The 17339-nt window shown below is 63.9% G+C and carries 17 protein-coding genes and 1 pseudogene; 6 read left to right on the top strand and 12 right to left on the bottom strand.

Features of this window, described 5'->3' with window-relative positions:
- The first annotated feature begins 134 nt into the window (after nucleotides 1–134).
- The gene (locus ACLQ3I_RS18455; protein WP_425803805.1) at nucleotides 135–299 is read left to right on the top strand and encodes a hypothetical protein; all 165 of its coding nucleotides are present in this window, start codon (nucleotides 135–137) and stop codon (nucleotides 297–299) included.
- 28 nt (nucleotides 300–327) lie between these two features.
- Here the strand turns inward: ACLQ3I_RS18455 and ACLQ3I_RS18450 are convergent, their stop codons facing one another.
- From ACLQ3I_RS18450 to ACLQ3I_RS18435, 4 genes and pseudogenes are all read right to left on the bottom strand, one after another.
- Nucleotides 328–723 carry a PLD nuclease N-terminal domain-containing protein gene (locus ACLQ3I_RS18450; protein ID WP_425794295.1) on the bottom strand — a complete coding sequence of 132 codons (396 nt, stop codon included), beginning with the start codon at nucleotides 721–723 and terminating at the stop codon, nucleotides 328–330.
- A 372-nt stretch (nucleotides 724–1095) separates the two neighbouring features.
- Nucleotides 1096–2313, bottom strand: coding sequence for an arylsulfotransferase family protein (locus ACLQ3I_RS18445; protein WP_425803802.1), 1218 nt, complete (start codon nucleotides 2311–2313; stop codon nucleotides 1096–1098).
- Between the two features lie 373 nt (nucleotides 2314–2686).
- Nucleotides 2687–3271, bottom strand: coding sequence for a TetR/AcrR family transcriptional regulator (locus tag ACLQ3I_RS18440; RefSeq protein WP_425794293.1), 585 nt, complete (start codon nucleotides 3269–3271; stop codon nucleotides 2687–2689).
- Nucleotides 3268–4131: pseudogene (locus ACLQ3I_RS18435) on the bottom strand (NAD(P)H-quinone oxidoreductase). The gene ACLQ3I_RS18440 and the pseudogene ACLQ3I_RS18435 overlap by 4 nt, the downstream one beginning before the upstream one ends.
- Before the next feature lie 145 nt (nucleotides 4132–4276).
- On the opposite strand from ACLQ3I_RS18435, the gene ACLQ3I_RS18430 reads away from it, so the two are divergent.
- Both ACLQ3I_RS18430 and ACLQ3I_RS18425 read left to right on the top strand, forming a co-directional pair.
- A complete protein-coding gene (locus ACLQ3I_RS18430) occupies nucleotides 4277–4981 on the top strand; it encodes a DUF6319 family protein (RefSeq protein WP_425804047.1) in 705 nt (234 codons plus the stop codon).
- Nucleotides 4982–5099: 118 nt separating this feature from the next.
- Nucleotides 5100–5600: a hypothetical protein gene (locus ACLQ3I_RS18425; protein WP_425803800.1), complete on the top strand. Its 501-nt coding sequence runs from the start codon at nucleotides 5100–5102 to the stop codon at nucleotides 5598–5600.
- An 85-nt stretch (nucleotides 5601–5685) separates the two neighbouring features.
- Here the strand turns inward: ACLQ3I_RS18425 and ACLQ3I_RS18420 are convergent, their stop codons facing one another.
- The 5 genes from ACLQ3I_RS18420 to ACLQ3I_RS18400 all read right to left on the bottom strand — a co-directional run bounded on the left by ACLQ3I_RS18420 (nucleotide 5686) and on the right by ACLQ3I_RS18400 (nucleotide 10730).
- Nucleotides 5686–6441, bottom strand: a complete 756-nt coding sequence (locus tag ACLQ3I_RS18420) for an SGNH/GDSL hydrolase family protein (RefSeq protein ID WP_425794886.1) — start codon at nucleotides 6439–6441, stop codon at nucleotides 5686–5688.
- A gap of 363 nt (nucleotides 6442–6804) precedes the next feature.
- Nucleotides 6805–7278: an SRPBCC family protein gene (locus ACLQ3I_RS18415; protein WP_425794884.1), complete on the bottom strand. Its 474-nt coding sequence runs from the start codon at nucleotides 7276–7278 to the stop codon at nucleotides 6805–6807.
- 507 nt (nucleotides 7279–7785) lie between these two features.
- Entirely contained in the window at nucleotides 7786–8604 is an 819-nt protein-coding gene (locus ACLQ3I_RS18410; RefSeq protein WP_425803798.1) for an amidohydrolase family protein, read from the bottom strand.
- Nucleotides 8605–8912: 308 nt separating this feature from the next.
- Nucleotides 8913–9494 (bottom strand): hypothetical protein, encoded by a 582-nt coding sequence (locus tag ACLQ3I_RS18405; RefSeq protein ID WP_425803795.1) that lies wholly within the window; start codon nucleotides 9492–9494, stop codon nucleotides 8913–8915.
- A 450-nt stretch (nucleotides 9495–9944) separates the two neighbouring features.
- Nucleotides 9945–10730, bottom strand: coding sequence for a hypothetical protein (locus ACLQ3I_RS18400; protein WP_425803793.1), 786 nt, complete (start codon nucleotides 10728–10730; stop codon nucleotides 9945–9947).
- A gap of 419 nt (nucleotides 10731–11149) precedes the next feature.
- On the opposite strand from ACLQ3I_RS18400, the gene ACLQ3I_RS18395 reads away from it, so the two are divergent.
- Entirely contained in the window at nucleotides 11150–12436 is a 1287-nt protein-coding gene (locus ACLQ3I_RS18395; RefSeq protein ID WP_425803791.1) for a DUF7373 family lipoprotein, read from the top strand.
- Between the two features lie 637 nt (nucleotides 12437–13073).
- Here the strand turns inward: ACLQ3I_RS18395 and ACLQ3I_RS18390 are convergent.
- Entirely contained in the window at nucleotides 13074–13445 is a 372-nt protein-coding gene (locus ACLQ3I_RS18390) for a hypothetical protein (protein ID WP_425803788.1), read from the bottom strand.
- A gap of 282 nt (nucleotides 13446–13727) precedes the next feature.
- Nucleotides 13728–14390, bottom strand: a complete 663-nt coding sequence (locus ACLQ3I_RS18385; protein WP_425803785.1) for a TetR/AcrR family transcriptional regulator — start codon at nucleotides 14388–14390, stop codon at nucleotides 13728–13730.
- Between the two features lie 63 nt (nucleotides 14391–14453).
- Here ACLQ3I_RS18385 and ACLQ3I_RS18380 point away from each other — a divergent pair, with 63 nt between their 5' ends.
- Nucleotides 14454–15080 carry a class I SAM-dependent methyltransferase gene (locus ACLQ3I_RS18380; protein WP_425803782.1) on the top strand — a complete coding sequence of 209 codons (627 nt, stop codon included), beginning with the start codon at nucleotides 14454–14456 and terminating at the stop codon, nucleotides 15078–15080.
- 561 nt (nucleotides 15081–15641) lie between these two features.
- Here ACLQ3I_RS18380 and ACLQ3I_RS18375 read toward each other — a convergent pair.
- Entirely contained in the window at nucleotides 15642–15995 is a 354-nt protein-coding gene (locus tag ACLQ3I_RS18375; RefSeq protein ID WP_425794876.1) for a hypothetical protein, read from the bottom strand.
- Nucleotides 15996–16355: 360 nt separating this feature from the next.
- On the opposite strand from ACLQ3I_RS18375, the gene ACLQ3I_RS18370 reads away from it, so the two are divergent.
- A complete protein-coding gene (locus ACLQ3I_RS18370; RefSeq protein ID WP_425794875.1) occupies nucleotides 16356–16850 on the top strand; it encodes a hypothetical protein in 495 nt (164 codons plus the stop codon).
- Nucleotides 16851–17339: the final 489 nt, after the last annotated feature.

Here is a 17339-nt window from a genome sequence, read left to right as displayed (position 1 = left end):
AGAGCGTTCAGGAGCCTTTTCGCGTGAACACCCGCGATCAGTGACCTCGAATCGGCCCCGCGGCAGATGACTGTCTGAGGGGGCGTCTGGGATGGCTCGGCTGTGCTGTTCGGTGAACTAGGGGCACCGTCACCGTGTGTTTCGGCGATGGCTCCTGTGACTGCGCGAACATCATCGAGGCGACCAAGGGCCAGAGGTATTACTACGGCATCCGGCTCTACCGGCCCCGCGACGTCGACCAAGCTCGCGTCTTCATCGACGCGATACGCGCCAATCCCATTGTGGCAAAGGTCAGTTGAACACTTCGCGACAGCACGTGTGATCGACCTACGTGCTCACCGTGGGTGGTTCGTCGTCAGGGTCCGAGTCTCGTTGCTCTGCTGCGCGGCGTTGTTCGCGTGCAGCTTGGCGTTGCTGTTCGGCCCGATCTCGTAGTCGTTGCAGGAATTCACGATCGGCATCGGGGTCTTCGGGGATGTAGCGTCCGGGCCGGTCGTACTCGGGAAAGTCGCCGGCCGCACCGGGCCGGTCGCGGCGGGGAAGGTCGTCGGCAGTGGGCCTGCCGAAGGCCAGCCACAGCAACGCGCCGATCAGGGGCACGATCACAACCAGCAATGCCCATGCCGGTTTCGGCATACCGCGCACCATCACGCTGTCAGTGGTGAGGATGTCGACCATCGCGAGCACCAGAATGACCAGGTAGATCAGACCGAGATAGGGCATCTGCCTTCACCTCCCGGGCGCGAAGTCGTGACCGCGGTCCAACTGAACCGCGGGCCCCGACCTTTGTGCGCCTGCGTCGTCATTCGACGAACAGCCCCCGCAGCGCTGCCCACACCGTTCACGCACACCGTTCCTCCGCCGAGGCCTCCGCGCACGCACGCCGCTGGCCACCATCATCGTCTCCCCACCGAAATCGCCCGCGGGCGCCAGCGCGTTACCGCACGCTGCCTGGCACTATCAGATGTGGCGTCAATGACCTGGCCATCGGTGGACTGTGGCGTCTGAGTTCGCTTGCAGAGTCGGTGAATCGTCTGCGACGGATACGATCTGCGCCGGGGAGGCGCACAGCGGAGGCCATAGCGCGGCCGCGTATCAGCGCGTCGGTGCCCAAGTCGCGGGATACGCCCGATAGGTACCGAATGGCAGACGGGCGTCATAGACCATTTTGCCGGACGGCGTGAACTCGGAGATATGTGGCGCCATTCCCCAGCCGACGAGAGTGTTCCCGTTCGGAATCGGCTGAGCGTCTCCCATCGCGAAAGCCACCAGGTTGTCGGGGTGGGTCTGGTTGCGCACCAGGGTGGCCTGGTGGGTCGCGTGGTTGAGGTGGATCCACTGCACACTCGACAGGCCGTCGGTCTCGAAACCGCTCGAGTTGTTGTTGAACAGCCGAATGGTGTTCGGGCCTGCGAACTCGGCGTCGTGCTGGAAGGCGAACTGCACGCCGCGTCCCAGTGTGAAGGTCGAGTGCTTACCGCCGAGTCGCCACTTGATCGCGCCGCTCCGGACGTCGACGTCGTAGACCGTGGACGTGTCCCGCATCGAGATCACCAGGTCCCCGTCGGGATCGAGGGCGATCGAGTTGATGTGGTAGGGGTCGTAGGCGTCGCTACCAGGGGTCTTGCCGGTGACCGTCGAGTCCGTCAGCGGCACATGCTGGGCAGCGCTCCAACGCATCAGCACACGCTTGGTGGCCACGTCGACGACCGAGGCGACAGCGTCGTACATCTTGGCGGTCTTCGGGCCACCGATCGCGGTCAGATCGGCGTCGACCTCGTGGTAGGAGGTGACCAGCGCGCGGCCATCGGGGGTCAGCCGGAATTCGTGCACATCGGTGGGAGCGCCACCGGCATCGAGCTTTTCGATGACATGACCGTGCTCGTCGGCGATGTAGTCGGCACCCGAGCCATGTCCGCCGACCGTTTCGCCCTGCCACCAGGTCAGCACCCGTTTGCCATGGTAGGTCTGGGTGCGGAAATTGGAGACGTCCTGACCCGCAGGCGGGTCGTAGCGCCAGACCTCTCGCCCGGACTTGTCGACGACGATGTTGGCCGATTTGGCCGCCGGGATTCCCGAGGCCGCTTTGCCGACGCCGGGCACAAGCGCCGCTGCGCTGATGCCGCTGCTGTAGTAGATGTAGCCGGGCGTGGCGCCCGCGTTCACATCAACGGTGTACTTCGGCGCCCCGATGGGCAGAGTGGGCAGGGGTGCTGCCATCGCGGTTCCGGCAAGCGGGCCCGCGCTGATGCCGATCGACAGCGCCATAGCGGCGGTAGCGGTGCGACGGAGTCGTCGGGAGATCCGGGCCATGGTCGTTCCTCACTGGTTGTTCCGTGTGCGTCGCCATTCACGTGCGTGAGGTGGTCTGTACCAAGCCGGCACTGGGCGGTCGTACCATAAGAGTGATACCACGCGAATCTGAGAGCCCGACGCCGCGCTTATTGATCTCTGCTTCGGCGTCGTCGGGCGTGTACACCCTGTCGAGTGGATGGCGCCGTAAGCGACGAGGTCGACTTCGGTCGGGGAGAGGGCTTCTCCAACAATGCCATTCGCGCCGGATCTACTCGCCACACCTTGCCGGTCTTGTCGCAATTGGGAGGTTTGGGCAGTACGGGTTCCATGGAAATGGTTACGCCCGTTGGGCTGTCGACGTTCAGAATGCGTGTAGTCACGTCGGTGATCGTCAATCAGGCTTGGGTGAGTATCCGAGAATGGCGTAGACCGACGAGGAAACCCGTTCGGCCACTGCCGCATCGGACGACATGTCGAGCTTGCCGTCGAGGTGGAGGAAAGCCAGGCCGTGAACGAGTGCCCAGACCGCGGTAGCCATCGGCTCCGACGCCGCGTCGGCTAAGGCCTGCTCGACGATCGAACCCAGGTAATCGTGAACTGCCGCGACGGCAGTGACGCGGTCGGGGCTGGCGGTGCCACATCCTTCGGTGAACATCACCCGGAAGAGACCCGGTCGGCGCAGGGCGAAGTTCACGTACGCAATCGCAACCGCGGCCAGATCCGCAGATGTGATGGGTGCCGGGTTGGCCTTGTTCAAGTCCTGCGCGAGTTCGGTGTAGCCCACGGCTGCAACGGCTGACAACAAGGCGTTGCGGTCAGGGAAGTGGCGGTAGGGTGCCGCGGTGGACACTCCGGCACGACGTGCGGCAGCGCGCAGCGACAATGCCTGTGCACCATCCGTTTCGAGCAACTCGACAGCAGCCCGTATGAGTGCACTGGGCAGATCGCCATGGTGGTAACGGGTGTCGGATGTCATGGCGCAGTGGCCGCACTTGTCGATGGTTCTGCGGGAATCAGCAGGACCTTGCCCACCGAGGCGGGGGAGTCGAGCATTGCGTGGCCGCGTTCGGCGTCCGCGAGCGGCAGGGTTGCCGAGATGACCGAGCGGATCAGACCCTGTTCGACGAGCGGCAATTGACCTCGCCGGTAAACCCGCCCTGCATACCGATGATCACCAGTCGGCCGCACACGGCGAGCGCGTCAACGTTACTGGAGAGGTAGCTACCGCCCATGATGTCCAGGATCACTTCGGCCTGTCGGCGAGTTCGGTCGCAAAGTCCTGATCCCGGTAGTTGATGACGATGTCGGCACCCAGATCCCGGCAGCGTTGCCACTTCTCCTCGGAGCCAACAGTCACATCGACCTTCGCGCCGAGTGCCTTACCGACCTGGATGGCATGTGTACCGTTGCCCCTGCCGCCGCCATGCACGAGCAGTGTCTCGCCTGCTCGTAGGCCGGCGGACCAGACCGTGCTGGCGACCTCGGGCAAGGCGCCGCCTCGACCAGCGAGAGACCGGCCGGCACCGGGAGCAGTTGATCAGCCGGGACAACGACGTACGTGGCATAACCGCCGCCTGCGATCAACACGCAGACCGGTTGGCCCAGTGCGAGACCGTCGACTTCGTTGCCGAGCGTGACGATCGTGCCCGACACCTCCATGCCCATGATGTCGGTGATGCCGGGTGGCGGCGGATACAAGCCCCGCCGTTGCATCAGGGCGGCACAGTTGACACCCGCCGCCGCGACCTGGACGAGCACCTCGCCAGAAGCTGGGACGGGTGTGGGCACCTCGTCGAGGAGAAGGTTCTTGTCGTCGTCGACGACGATCGCGTTCATGGTGGCGGGAATGGCGGGTGCGTTCATGCGATCTCCTCGGCACTCACGTGTTGACACTGCTCGCATGACGGCAAAGCCGGGATGTGAGCAGTGTCAACACACAGATTCGCGACCGCTCTTCGTCGACTCGCACATCTGTGCGAACATGGTCAGCGTGAAGTCGCGCAAAACGACAGGACTGACTCCCGATGACCTGGAATCTCTGTCCGCAGGACTCGCCGCGGGAAAGCGGGTCACTGTTTACCTACGTGATCCGATGCCGTCGCTGAACCTCGACGCCGGGACGTCGGCACGCGTGATGACCATCGACGGCTCCACGCTGACGGTCAGCCCGAAGGGCGTCGACGATCAGTTGCCGTTCGAGGCGGACGAACTGCAGAAGACTCGTGTGGCAGCCACTCCCGTCACGCCCTCGCGTCGACCACCGCCGAAGGCGAATCCGTTACCTGTGGCCACCTCGAATGCATCCAGATCCATTGCGAAGCAGCCGAAGTCGGTGCCTGCAGAGACGGGGACTGCGGAACCGAAGCCCGTCCCGGCGAAGGCGCCGCGACGTACGAGAGCGCCGGCCGCAGCAGTTGGCGTCACCATCACGTCAGCCGGCGAGGGCACGTGGACGATATCGGTCTCACACGGCAGCAAGAGGCAAGGCAGGCCCACCGAGGTGGCCTCGGACAGGGTGGCCAGGGCGATGCGCGAACTCGGTGACGACACCGCGATCACAGCGGTGGACGGAGTGATCGAGTCGGCACGGGTCGCGGCCCAGAAACGGATCGACGAACTCAGCCACGAACTCGAAACCGCACGAGCAGCACTGGCTCATCTCGAGGGTCAGGGACGAGACAGCTGATCGCGATGTCGCGCGGCGGCATCGTTCGCGGCTACCGAAGCGACTGCCCGGAGTCGCATCCGCTCCGCATTCCGCCTGGCACTATTGGAATACGTCCATCCACCATGTAGGGGAAAGAATGAAGCGACTGTTGTCGGTACTCGGATCGGTCAGCGCGCTCGCCTGCGTGGTCGCAGCGCCCGCACATGCTGCCGGCCCACCAGACGCGGTCAAGATCGCGAATGGTGCGGTCGCCGTCGCGCGAGGCTCCACGATGCTTCACACCAACACCTTCGGTCGCTATGGGTGCGAAGATTTCGTGGACGCCGCGTATGGCCGGACCACCGCCAACGGGATACCACACGATGGTGCGATGGCCTTCTATCACCGCCTCGCTGCGCGCGGGGAGGGGCACAGCCGGCTCCCCGCTCCACTGGGGGCGCTGGTGTTCTCAAAAGGTGAGGACGGCGATCACGTGGACATCTCCATGGGCAACGGCCAGTACATGAGCGGCGGTGTACAGGGCTTCGGGCCTGGTTGGGGTGACGGCACCAACAACCAGATCCTGCCGTCAGCGAATCTGGGGAACTGGCACCTCGTGGGCTGGGCGTACGCACCATGGAGCGCGACAGGATTCTGATCCCGACCGGCCGCTCGGCTATACCGCGCTGGGTAGGAATCGCGCCCCGCGGGGTACTCCGCCCGCACCGAACTCAGCGCTCGGACTACAGCCGCAGCGCCCGCAGGGTCACCTCTGCCATCTGCCGCTCGCCGAGAGCGTTGGGATGAACGGGGACCGTCTGGACATCGGTGATCAGGGGCTCAATCCAGCGCACACCCTGCGGCTTACAGCTGTCGTGGCCGACCGATGCGGTAGCGGCGTCGACATACTTGATCCCGGTCAAGAACGCGGCCCGCCGGATGGCGTCGTTGAGGGTTGCCTGGATTCCGTGCATGTACGGAATGTCGCCGGGTGCGATGGGGAATCCGGCGCACTGCTGCACCTTGTTGGGCAGAATCCACGGATAGGCGACGACGGCCGTTCGGGCCAGGGGAGCCCGGGACCGGACCGCGGTGAAGGCACGGAACAGCTTGGGGAATGTCTGCCGACGGACCTCGGAGGCGATTGAATCTCCGTACATGGCGCGGCACGGCGATCCTTGGCCGGCCGTAGTAGCGGCTGCGGCAACACATTTGGCGACAGTCGAACCGAACACGTCGCCATCGTTGCCGCCGATCATGAAGGTGACCAGCCGTGTTCGGAGGCTCAGGGCATCGAGTTGCGGGCGGAGGCCGGGGTACTGCGACCCAAAGAAGTCGTTGGTCTTTGCGCCGCCGCAACTCACGTCGGTCAGTCGCGCGCCCGTCCGGCCGGCAACGAGATGCGCGTAGTTGATGCTCGACTGGGCGCACTGCGGGAGTGTGCCCGGTGCAGTGGGCACAACACCGGAGCCGGCTGAATAGCTGTCTCCGAGATTCACGTAGTCGAGCGTCGGCCCGGGCACTCGTGGCGCCGCGGACACCGAACCGGCCGGTACCGACAGAGCGATGGCGGCGGCTGTGAGAATCGAAGCCCCGAGAGTCAATGCAGATGCGCGCAAGTTCACGAATCGAGATATAACACAGATCACATTCACTGGAAGTGATTCTGAAATTCGGATTCCTGGCTCGTTTGGACGGATCAGGTGATTTTCGGAGAATTGCCGGTCTCCGGCGATGGAATTGGTGCTCAACGGAAGCTTGCGTCCTGCACACCCACCACAGGGCAGTGCTGCAACTTGTCGCGCCTAGATCGCCGACCTTCTGAGCCATCCGCCCAGTGACGCCGCGAGCACGACGGGCCGTCACTTCAAAGGGCGCTCGACGGTCCTTGCAAGAATACCGAGCGTCGCACGCAAAGCCGCCTCGGGGATTATGGGAAAGATATCCATCTCGCGGTAACGACCCTCGATCTGGCTCCAGTCATAGTAAGAAGTGACTTCGGTTCCGGCTTCGTTCGGCTGCAATCGGTAGCCATACAGGTGTTTGATCGGGGGTTGTATTTGACCCGAGATCGTCCACTCGATCACCGAGTCCTGTTCGTACGCGGTGATGATGACAGTGACGTCGTACTTGCCCATCGGCAGGTCGTTGAGTGACTCGCGGTCCATATGGACGACGAAGGTGTCGCCGACGGCGCGGACCTGCTCGCCGTCGGCCGACTGCAACATTCCCGAACTGTCGATCTCGACGTGCCCGTCAGGGCGGGTGAGGATGTCGAACACTGCAGAGGGTGGTGCGGCGATCTGGCGGGCGACCTCGAATCGTTCTATCGTCATCACGACGACCCTGCCAGACAAATGGTTCGGCTGGGCCCACATTCACGGACACCGGCCCTGCGACTGAATGGGCGGCGGATGATGACCCACAGTCTGCAAGTTGAGCGTCGAGCGCACTGTTCCGCGCGCATGTACTTCAACTCTCTGGGGCACTGCAGTACCTGTTGTTTGCGGTGGATCGTCACTCGGATTCGATGGCGGATCCCGCTGGAATGCGAGCACCTTCAGGAAGTGGCTTGGTGCTCAGCTCTCCGCCAAGTCGACTGATCAGAGTCGCTGACCTGAACCCGACGGATCCTTCGGCGCGACAACTCCCCTCGTGGCTTCGATCGGCGTCGAACTCGACGCCGTCTAGGGACAGTCGCACAACCCTGGTCAGTTCTGCAGGACTGCCGTGTCGAAAAGCAGGCATGCCGCCTCGGCTGGCGAGGAAAATCTGCGAACATTCGCTCGGGTTCGATCGGGCGCGTTGTCCGTCGACAGGGCGAAGTCGCGTGCCCGACCCGATTACGCGAGCGCGAAAACGCGGACGGCGTTGTCGTGCAAGTAGAGCCGGCGGGTGGCCTCGTCGAGGCCGAGTTCGTCGAGGCCGTCCAGGGCGGCCGAGTGGGTAATCATGGGGTAGTTGGTGCCGAACAGGACCTTGCGACTGCCTGATCGGGTCTTCATATAGGAGACCAGCTCAGTGGGAATTCGGCGGCTGGTGTAGGCGGAGGTGTCGATGTAGACGTTCTGGTGTTTGCGGGCCACCGCAATCATCTCCTCGGTCCAGGGGTAACCGATGTGCCCGGCAACGATGACCAATTCGGGGAAGTCCAGGGCGACCTGATCGATATACGGGATCGGGCGGCCGGTTTCCGACGGCCGCAGCGGCCCGGTGTGTCCGACCTGGGTGCAGAACGGGACACCGAGCTCGACACAGGCCGCATACAGCGGGTAGTAGCGCCGATCGGTGGGCTCCACTTCCCACAACCACGGCACCACGCGCAACCCTTTGAATCCGAGTTCGGTGACCGCTCGACGTAATTCGCGTACCGCGGGCATCGGTGTGGCCAGATCGACAGCGGCCAAGCCGGCGAACCGATCTGGGTGCGCAGCCACCCAGGAGGCGACCTCGTCGTTGGAGATCAGCGCACCCTCACGGGGCGCGTGCCAGGCGCTGAGTAACCCGAAATCCACGCCGGCCTGATCCATTGCGGCGAGGGTGAAGTCGATCGGCAGTTCGTCGGTGAGGGCTTGCTGACCGGTCCAGCGGCGCAGCGAATCGAACATGTCGTGTTGGGAGAAGCGCACGGTGGGGTGTTGCATCCAGACGTCAATTGTCATGGGGCTTCGATCCTTTCGTTGCACCTGGACAGCGTCGGCCAGGCGGCTTCGCCGAGGATTTCGGCGAAGCCGGCGGATATTTATCCAGGCGGTTTGCCGCCGCAACCGGCCGATCTCGCGTGTTGAAGTGGGACGAGCAAACTGGGAAAGTCTGGGTCCGCAGGCTCCGGCCCTGAAGTGCTATGCCTGATCGCGATCGCGATGACAGCGACGATGAGTCCGCCGGGCCGTCCTATCCGATTGAGCGCCGCCGGCAACCACTGACCACATCACCACCTGGACCGACTTCGCCCTGGGGCGCAATCACCTCAGGAGCGCATCCACTCGTTGGCAGCCGCGTACAGTGCGTCGACATTCTCGGGTCGGTCGATACCGAGCAGGTCCTGACTCACCTCGGTGCCGACAAGCGCTCGCGTATGCGCGAGGAAGCGGTACGAGTGTCGCAGACCCTTGAGCGCCTCCGGGTCGACGCTGAGGTCAGTCCCCGGCACGGCGGGTTCCAAAGTGTCGGACTCGTTGACCGCGTGCATCTCGCTGATGAGCCACACCCCGGCGCGCCGCTCAACACGATAGATCAAGCGCATGTACGACGTGAGTATGGCCTCAACCCCGTTCACCGGCATCCAGACGATGGTTGCGGATGGGTACTCGACAACGCCCCTTGATCCGTGGTAATTGACCGCGGGCGGTCCACACCGGTTGAGCAGCGGACCGAAGTCGATATAGGGGTCGTTGTCGCCTTGGTCGAAGGTCTGTGGGCTACCGTTCATCCAACTCGTCTCTATTGTTGCATCCTGCGTGTAACACGCGCGGTTTTCCTCGGCGAGACGCCGCACACGTGTCTGACGCTCCCGGATGACCAGCTCACTGATCTCACTGACAACATCCATGACTTTCCCTTCGGTCGCCGGAACTGTACGTGGAACACCATCTCTGAAACCAGCAGCAGCATTGGGGATCTCGGCGCCGTCGATCGTGTTTCTTCACGCGCCGTTGGCAGCGTCGTCCTCGTGGGCACTACCGGCAACAATATTGCACTCGATAACCCTTTTGGGGAGCTTCAGATCAAGACGTACTACCCGATGCCCAAAAGATCGATGGCGGCGAAGACCCCTTGTGCGCACCTTCCGTGCGGCGAGCCGTCCGGGGTGACTGGCGAGCCTTTGGTGCGAGTCGCCACTGTATGGGACACCCTGGCGGCCGCCCACAAGCTTGCTCAGTATTCACAGCTGAGGGGTTGGAACTGTTATCGTCGCGCACCAGACGCACCGAATGCTTACTGCCCCCGCACATCCTGGTCGATGTGTGGGGGCAGTAGGTGTGTCAGAGGGTGGGGGAGTTCAGGCGAGGACGTCGTGGTCGTGGCCGCTGTCGACGTCGTCGTGCGGTGCGGGCGGCTCGTGGTCGTAGCTGTCGTCGGGGCCGTCGCTGTAGGAGTCGAGCTGTCCGTCGCCGTCGGTGTCGGTGCCGACCAGATCGGTGTGACCGTCGAAATCGGTGTCGACGGCGTAGGTGTCGAGCTGTCCGTCGCCGTCGGTGTCGGTGCCTACCGCGTCGATGCTGCCGTCGGCGTTGGTGTCGACCGACAGGGTGTCGGGGCTGCCGTCACGGTCGGTGTCGCTCAGCACGGTGTCCGCGCGGCCGTCGGCGTTGGTGTCGAGGGTTTGGGCGACCAGGTGCCCGTCCTCGAGGGAGTCGACCTGGGTGATGTCGCCGCCGGCGTTGAGGTGCACGATCTGGTCGGCCTGGCCGTCCGCGTCGACGTCGGAGGCCACCAGCACCTCACCGTCAGAGCCCGGCGCGGCGACTGTGTCGACGGTGCCGTCGCCGTCGGTGTCGGCCGCCACGAGGGTCACGTTGCCCGCGTCGTCGTAATGCACCTCGACGTCATGGCCGGCGGAGTCGGTGGTGTGCTCCACGCTGCCGCCCTGATCGCCCCCGGATGCCGTAGGTGCCGGGGTGCTCGCATCGTCGCTGGGGGCCGCGGGAGCCGGTGCCGACGCCGCGGTCGGGGCGGCGGTGTCAGCGGCGGCCGGATGCTGGGCGGTCGGATCGTAGGGGGCATCGGGGCTGATGATCGGCTGATCCGGGGTGGCGGCGGTGTCGGGGGTGGGGTTGCCGGACATTGCGTGGGCCTTTCAACTCGGTGTGTGAGCGTGTCGGGAGTCTGATGCAGCCCGGTGTGCGGAATGTTCCCACCCGATCGGAGCCGCGCGCACAAATTCTGTCGTCCCCCGACGCACGTCTGCGGATATCTGCTGGGTTACACCACACCTTCGCCACCGGCACCGCCGCTGGTGGCGAGTGTCTTCTGGCCGTGAACAGGCCCGCAACGCCTGCGAGGACGCCGGTGAGCGGGGCGCCCGCCACGGCTTGTCGTCGTCAGTCTTAGAGAACTCGGTGTGTGTTTATGCTCCGTCCTCCAGCAGGTCCGATCGTCGGAGGCCCAGGTCCTGCACTACACTGCATTTGATTTTTGGGGTTGGCGTTGAGTCCGTGGCGCGCCGGGATGGCGCAGCGATCGATAGAGGGGAATCGAACAGAAATGAAGATTTGGCAGCCAGCGGTGCGCTGGATATGGGTTGCAGTCGCTGTCGCCGTCCTTGCGGCGTGTTCGACCGATACAGATTCGGGCGGCGATCAGTCCGCCGCCGCGTCAAGCCAGGCATCGGACCCGTCGATTGACGTGTCGGCACTGAACACGGGCAAATATCCGACCGAGCCGCGTGCGGCGTTCGGCAAGACCACCGACGACAACATCATCCAGTGGGAGGGACAACGGATGACGCAGTTCATGGTGGTGCCGTTCGAGGTCGACCCAGATATGACGGTCTCGCAGATGCCGGTCGAGGTCGTCGGCGGACCGAATAACATGTCTGCAGTCCTCAACGAGAAGGCCGCCCACGTTCCCGGCAACGATGCGATCATCAGTGGCTTCGTCACCTCCGCCACCACGTCGGAGAACAAGCGCAACGGGAATCCGCGGTCGCTGCAGAACATGGTCGTGCGGTACCTGACTCGCGCCGACGCCACGACCGCGGCCCAGCAGATGGCGCAGGCGACGGCCGCCAACAACGAGTCGTCCACCACCAACGCACCTGGCCTGGACGGCACCAAGGTCGTCAAGACCGACGCCAACGGCAACAAGCAGATCGCCGCATTCACCCCGCACGGCGTCTACGTGCTCTACCAGTGGTATGAGGTCACTCCCGCCCAGGAGAATCTCCTCGACCCCACAATCAATAAGGCCGTCAAACTGCAGGCCAAGCTCATCGATCAGTTCCCACGCTTGCTGACCACCGATGAAGCCAAAGAGAAGGGCATCACTCGCGAACCGTCCATCACCGACCAGAACCACGTCCTGATCTATGCGCTGCCCTACAGTGACGACGAGATGAAGAACGGCACAACTTCGCTTCCGTCGGGCCTCGTCCACGCTGTCTATGGTCCCCGCGGGCTCGCCCAGTTCTGGCCGAACCCTGAGTCCACCTTCAAGGTTCTTTCCGAGGTCGGCTCCACCGCCAATGCCGTGGAACGGTCCAACGTGTACCGGGCCGATGACAGTGCCGGGGCGAAGAGGATCGTCGACACCTTCACCGCCGACAACAAGTCGACGGGGTGGGCGGATGTCCCCGCCCCGCAGGCGTTGCCAATCGCCAAGTGTCAGACCATGAGTCAGGGCATTGAAGGCATCAACGACACGAATTACAATTGCTTTGTACAAAAGGGCCGCTACGTCGGCGAAGTCAGCGCCAAGCAAAAAGAGGACGCCTACCAGCAGATTTCGGCGCAGTACGTGATCCTCACCAAAGCTGACCAGGACGCTCACTAGCTATAATTCGATCTGCCAGAACGAGCCGGGACCACACTGGTAGGTGGTCCCGGCTTGCTTTGCGTTGCGACCCAGTTGCCGTGGGGATTTGAGGTTTCCCCGAGTAGTGGAGGGTGGTCACGCTGGCAGATTCCCGATAGTCGGTCCAGGTGATGTGTTCCCCACGGTTTGGCAGAGGACAGGGTGTGCTCGACAGGTTGACCGCCTCGAAGCTCGAGCGCAACCGCACGACGGTCTCGTCGAGCTTTGGTGGCTCCCAGGACCAGGCGAATCGAGTTCAGCGCGGCGAATCTCCTGAACAGTGTCGATTTTCCTTCCATCACTGGCAGCGACGCGCCGATGTTCCCAACCCGAGCACGGCGGTTCCGTAGCTGACGACGGCGACAGCCTCGAAGCTTACGTGTGGGTGTCTGCGACGTTGAGATCGCGATGGATTGCGCGACTGACTTCGACAACGCCGGGGGGTATGCGATGGACAGGTCACTCCTGTCGCCGAGTGGCGCGGTCAGTTCCAGCTTGCCTCCCCGGTGCGCCCGGAAGTCTTACTCGTTGGTGAGGTCTATTCCGGTCGAGCGGGGAACAGAGACTGTCATGTAGTGTCCTGATCCGACCGAAGGGGTGGTCGACGATGTGCCCGTCAGACTCCTGCGGGTGCGAGGATGATGTCGAAACACGCTCGCGCCCAGGCGCTGTCGCCGAGATCGCGACCGTCCGGTGTCGGTGTGCCGGGTGCCTGCCTCGCGAACTTTTTGATGAGGGTGTCTTTGACGCCGAAGACGCTGTCGCCGATCTCGATCTGCGGGTCGCCGTTGACGAAGATGTGGGTCACCAGGGTCCGCAGGCCGTCGGCGGCGACCATGAAGTGCAGGTGCGGGGCGCGCACCGGGGAACGACCGACGGCGTCGAGCATGCGGCCGACGGGGCCGTCGTGCGGGATGGGGTAGGGCACCGGCGTTAATGCCCAGAACCGGAGCATAGGCTGTTCCCGCTCGATCAGGACGGAACCCACTCCTAAATGTGAGTTAAAACTTACTTTTACCGCGCAGATCAAACAGTGATCGACCGCCCTGATCGTCCGTCGCTCATGCCGCGCCCCTTGGTGTCCGTGACTTCAAGAGCGTCGCTGGAATCGCACTGGGCTGTGGACTCTGACACCTCGCCGAGGCGTTCCTCGCCCGGGACGGCGCCAAGGAAGACAACAAGATCCACACTGGCGACGATTGCTACTGAGGAAGTTCTTCTGACTCACAATGCTCGTGGCAGGTGCAGCAGTCCCTACTGCGTCGATCGCCTACTCGTGGGCTATGCAGAGGTGGGTAGTCAGGGCCACACATGCCCACTCCTCCCAGGCGTCGGGGGACCAGCCCCGGTCGCGGACGAAGATCAGGTACAGCTCCGGACTGAGCAGCCCGTACAGCAGGTCGGCGGCACGGGCGGTATCGACGTCGGGGCGGGCGTCAGGCTTGGAGGTCAGCGCCTTCGCTACGGCGTGCTGGACGGTATAGCGCGGGTCGGGGCCGGCGGGCCATTGCGCGGCGATCTCCGGGTCCGTGGCGGCTGCGGCCGCGATCAACGGCATGATCGGGGCGACCCGGCCGAGGATGTCGCGTACACCCCGTACGTGGGTGCGCAGTTGCCCGGCCGCGGTGGGCTCGGCGCACGCGGCGCGGAACCAGCCGCGGTCCATCGTGGCGACCGGTTCGACGTCGCCCGCGATGGTCGTGTCGACGACGTCCTTGAACAGCGCACGCTTGTTTCGGAACACGAAGTACACGGTCTGGACGGCCACACCCGCGCGATCCGCCACCTCCTGAAGGCTTGTCGCACCGTACCCCTGCGCGACAAACAGCTCCCGCGCCGCCACAACGATCTTCTCGCGGGTACGCCGCGAGCGCTCGGCCCGCTTGTCGGGGCGCTTGACGTTCTGTCCGTCGGATCCCTTGACCGCATCCATGCCGGAAGTCTATATCTAGAGTCAGTCACTAGAGATTAACTCTAATTTCTTGGAGAGGCAGCGATGAGTGAGACTTGGACGGCTGTGGAGCTCGAGCAAGAGGGTTTTGTGCGCCGCGTGTTGGAGGACTTCTACCGGGACGGCAAGCCGCCGTGGGACAGCGGCATCACGCCGCCCGAGCTGGTGGCCCTGATAGAGGGACCCGATGCGCTGATGCCGGGCCAGGTCCTCGAACTCGGCTGCGGCACCGGGACCAACGCGGTGTACCTGGCCCGGCACGGCTGGCGAGTGGCGGCCGTCGACCTGGTCGACCGCGCGGTACAGCAGGCTCGGGAGAAGACCCACGCCGCAGGAGCCGACGTCACGGTGCTGTGCGGGGACGCCACCCGTCTCGACGAGGTGGGCGTGCCCGGTCCGTACGACCTGTTCTTCGACCTGAGCTGCTACTGCGGGATTCCACCGCACCGCCGCGACGCCTACGCAGCCGGCCTCACCAAGCGTGCCGCCCCCGGTGCGCGATTGCTGATGTTCGGGTACGGGCCCGGAGCGTTAGGCGACTCGTGGTCCGGCGTCACTGCCGACGAACTCAGCGCCAGGTTCGCTGGGTGGCAGCTGGACGACGTGACACCCGGCACGAACCCGGTCCCGACTTTCTGGTTCACGCTGCGCCGCGGCGCCGACTCTGCATGAGCTCAGTCGAGCCGGGCATCTTCGCGCTGCGGCTGTCGCGCGCGGCCGTTCTCATAAATGCAAATCTGTGAGAGTTCTGCGAGAGCTCCGGAAGTGATCACGTTTCCGCAGGTCCCTAGCTGACTGGCGAGCCTTCGGAGCGAGTCATTATTCAGATATCGGCGACATACTGGGCGTATATCGCCGCTGAGGCCACTGCGCGGCGCTCGATGGTGGCGGGGGAGTAACCCAACGTTGCCATGCATCCAGATCCATCTGGGACAGGTCGCTGATCGAGACCTCGCGGGCGGTGAGCCAGTTCAGGAATTCGATCGTGACGGTGACAGCGTGTTTGCTTCGAAGGAAAGTTCCCTGTGAGACCGACTCCATCGAGTGCATCTGCCGCAGGTGGTGCAGCGGATATACCGGGTGGCGACGTCACGATGCCTGGGCATTCGACAGGTTGATCCCACGCGACTTCAGCAACGGGATGAGTTCCCTTGTCCTCCAGAGGTTGTGATTATCTGGACGTGTGACGTGTCGAAGTAGGACGAGTCGCGCGAACGGCCTGATCGACGGGGCCTATCCCAGACCCCAATTGATCAACGCCCCGAGTAGGGCGATCACGCCGGCCGTTGCTCCAACCGCGAGCGAGTACGCTCGGCCAGCCCGGCGGGTGCGTACCGGGATCATGAACGCGATCCCGAGAGCGAGTAGCGCCGCCCACGCCAGCAACCACGGAACCCAGTACGTGGCGATAAGCGGCCTGTCCACCGGTGCATCCAGGGGTGCGGCGGTGGGTTCCGGTAATCCCAGCCAACTCCGCGCCAGATGGGCAAGCGGGACCACGGTGACTATTCCAACGACGAAGCCGACGATAACGGCGGTGACCACCTGGATCCTGGCTGCACGCGTTGCGGTGGAGGTGGACGTCATCGATTCAGCTTACGGTGAGTCCGGCTTACAGTATTGCTCAGCCAGAACGCCGGGATCTTCTGCCACGATGTGGTGATGGATGCGGTGGCCGATGTTTCGGTGGGGCAGTGGATCACTCAACGGCTCACGGGGCGATGGGGATCAGTGACAGGTGTCGTTCCAGCCGGTTTTGACGCCTACGTCCGGGTGCTACATCCGGCATCAGACGTCGAGGAGCGCGCGTGGCGGTGGCGTGATGTGGCCGCGGTGACCGGCAGATCTGTGCATCCGCTAGTGCAGTGGTGGCGGCTCGTCGACGCTGAGATTCCGCACGATCCTGTGAGCGAATTGTGGGGCGGCTATCCTCCGGAAGATGGTGCCTTGAGCGAGCCGGATCGAGGCACGCTCCTGGAGATCCTGGGAGCACATACGCAGACACCCGACGAGGTGATCTTCGGTGTGTGGGCCGGGTATGCCAGCCTGAATCCCAACGGCAGTAAACTGTTCACCCTCGGCAAGCACGGCTATTCGCACACCGAGCACGTGGAGCCCACGGCAATGGCGGCGCGCCTGGCCGCGGGGCCACGTCTGCGACATCCTGGTCGCGACTACGTCCTGATGCGGGGTGCGCTCACCGAGGCTGACATGATTCCGGCACTGCTCGACGACTACGGGCCAACTCTATGGGCCAACCTTGTCTGGCCGGACGATCGTGCGTGGTGTGTGGGCTCGGAGATCGACTTCGATTCCACGCTTGTCGCATGCAGCGACGAGACCGCCACCGCCATCGTCTCCAACGACCTTCTCGAAGCGTTCCTGGTACGTCCCGACGACTCACTACAATTCGACGCCGACGTCATCAACGGCAGGCGGTGAGATTCCGAGACGTAACCGGTCATTATCGGCGCAACGTCCCGGGACTGGGCCCTCCCAGTTCAGCGTTCGTGCGGTGACGGATCGCCAGGGCCCGCGAGCGTGAGGAGGACGGGGCCGAATATGGGACTGCCCCCGGGACTCCTCTGCCTCTCTACGCTGCCTTCCTAAGACCTGGAACCAGGTGTTGAATGCCGAGCCTGAAGATGCACATAAGAGGAAGCTGGTGAACGCAGCAGTACAGTGAGTCGGTGACGGGACTTCGACTTTCACACGTACTGTGCGTCACCGCTGTCGCGTGGATGTTTGCCTTGACCAGTTGTGACGTCGACGTCGTCCCGGCTGAGTCAGACCTGTCTGCGCGCCCCCTGGACGTGACCCAGGCCGACGATGCCTTGTCGGCGACCAGAATCGCTCTCCCCCCGCAGTATCGGTTTACTGCGGGATACTCCGTGCCACCCTCATTCTCGGGGAAGTCGGCCTACTTCCTCC

Origin of the sequence: Gordonia sp. DT101, from assembly GCF_049844895.1 — a bacterium.
In the GTDB taxonomy this organism is placed as follows: Bacteria; Actinomycetota; Actinomycetes; order Mycobacteriales; family Mycobacteriaceae; genus Gordonia.
This window is presented reverse-complemented; position numbering and strand designations above follow the sequence as displayed.

Excerpts from the sequence above, each read along its gene's own strand:
- ACLQ3I_RS18450 (WP_425794295.1), bottom strand. The coding sequence starts at position 723 with ATGCCCTATCTCGGTCTGATCTACCTGGTCATTCTGGTGCTCGCGATG.
- ACLQ3I_RS18445 (WP_425803802.1), bottom strand. The coding sequence starts at position 2,313 with ATGGCCCGGATCTCCCGACGACTCCGTCGCACCGCTACCGCCGCTATG.
- ACLQ3I_RS18440 (WP_425794293.1), bottom strand. The coding sequence starts at position 3,271 with ATGACATCCGACACCCGTTACCACCATGGCGATCTGCCCAGTGCACTC.
- ACLQ3I_RS18430 (WP_425804047.1), top strand. The coding sequence starts at position 4,277 with ATGGTCAGCGTGAAGTCGCGCAAAACGACAGGACTGACTCCCGATGAC.
- ACLQ3I_RS18425 (WP_425803800.1), top strand. The coding sequence starts at position 5,100 with ATGAAGCGACTGTTGTCGGTACTCGGATCGGTCAGCGCGCTCGCCTGC.
- ACLQ3I_RS18415 (WP_425794884.1), bottom strand. The coding sequence starts at position 7,278 with ATGACGATAGAACGATTCGAGGTCGCCCGCCAGATCGCCGCACCACCC.
- ACLQ3I_RS18410 (WP_425803798.1), bottom strand. The coding sequence starts at position 8,604 with ATGACAATTGACGTCTGGATGCAACACCCCACCGTGCGCTTCTCCCAA.
- ACLQ3I_RS18405 (WP_425803795.1), bottom strand. The coding sequence starts at position 9,494 with ATGGATGTTGTCAGTGAGATCAGTGAGCTGGTCATCCGGGAGCGTCAG.
- ACLQ3I_RS18400 (WP_425803793.1), bottom strand. The coding sequence starts at position 10,730 with ATGTCCGGCAACCCCACCCCCGACACCGCCGCCACCCCGGATCAGCCG.
- ACLQ3I_RS18395 (WP_425803791.1), top strand. The coding sequence starts at position 11,150 with ATGAAGATTTGGCAGCCAGCGGTGCGCTGGATATGGGTTGCAGTCGCT.
- ACLQ3I_RS18385 (WP_425803785.1), bottom strand. The coding sequence starts at position 14,390 with ATGGATGCGGTCAAGGGATCCGACGGACAGAACGTCAAGCGCCCCGAC.
- ACLQ3I_RS18380 (WP_425803782.1), top strand. The coding sequence starts at position 14,454 with ATGAGTGAGACTTGGACGGCTGTGGAGCTCGAGCAAGAGGGTTTTGTG.
- ACLQ3I_RS18375 (WP_425794876.1), bottom strand. The coding sequence starts at position 15,995 with ATGACGTCCACCTCCACCGCAACGCGTGCAGCCAGGATCCAGGTGGTC.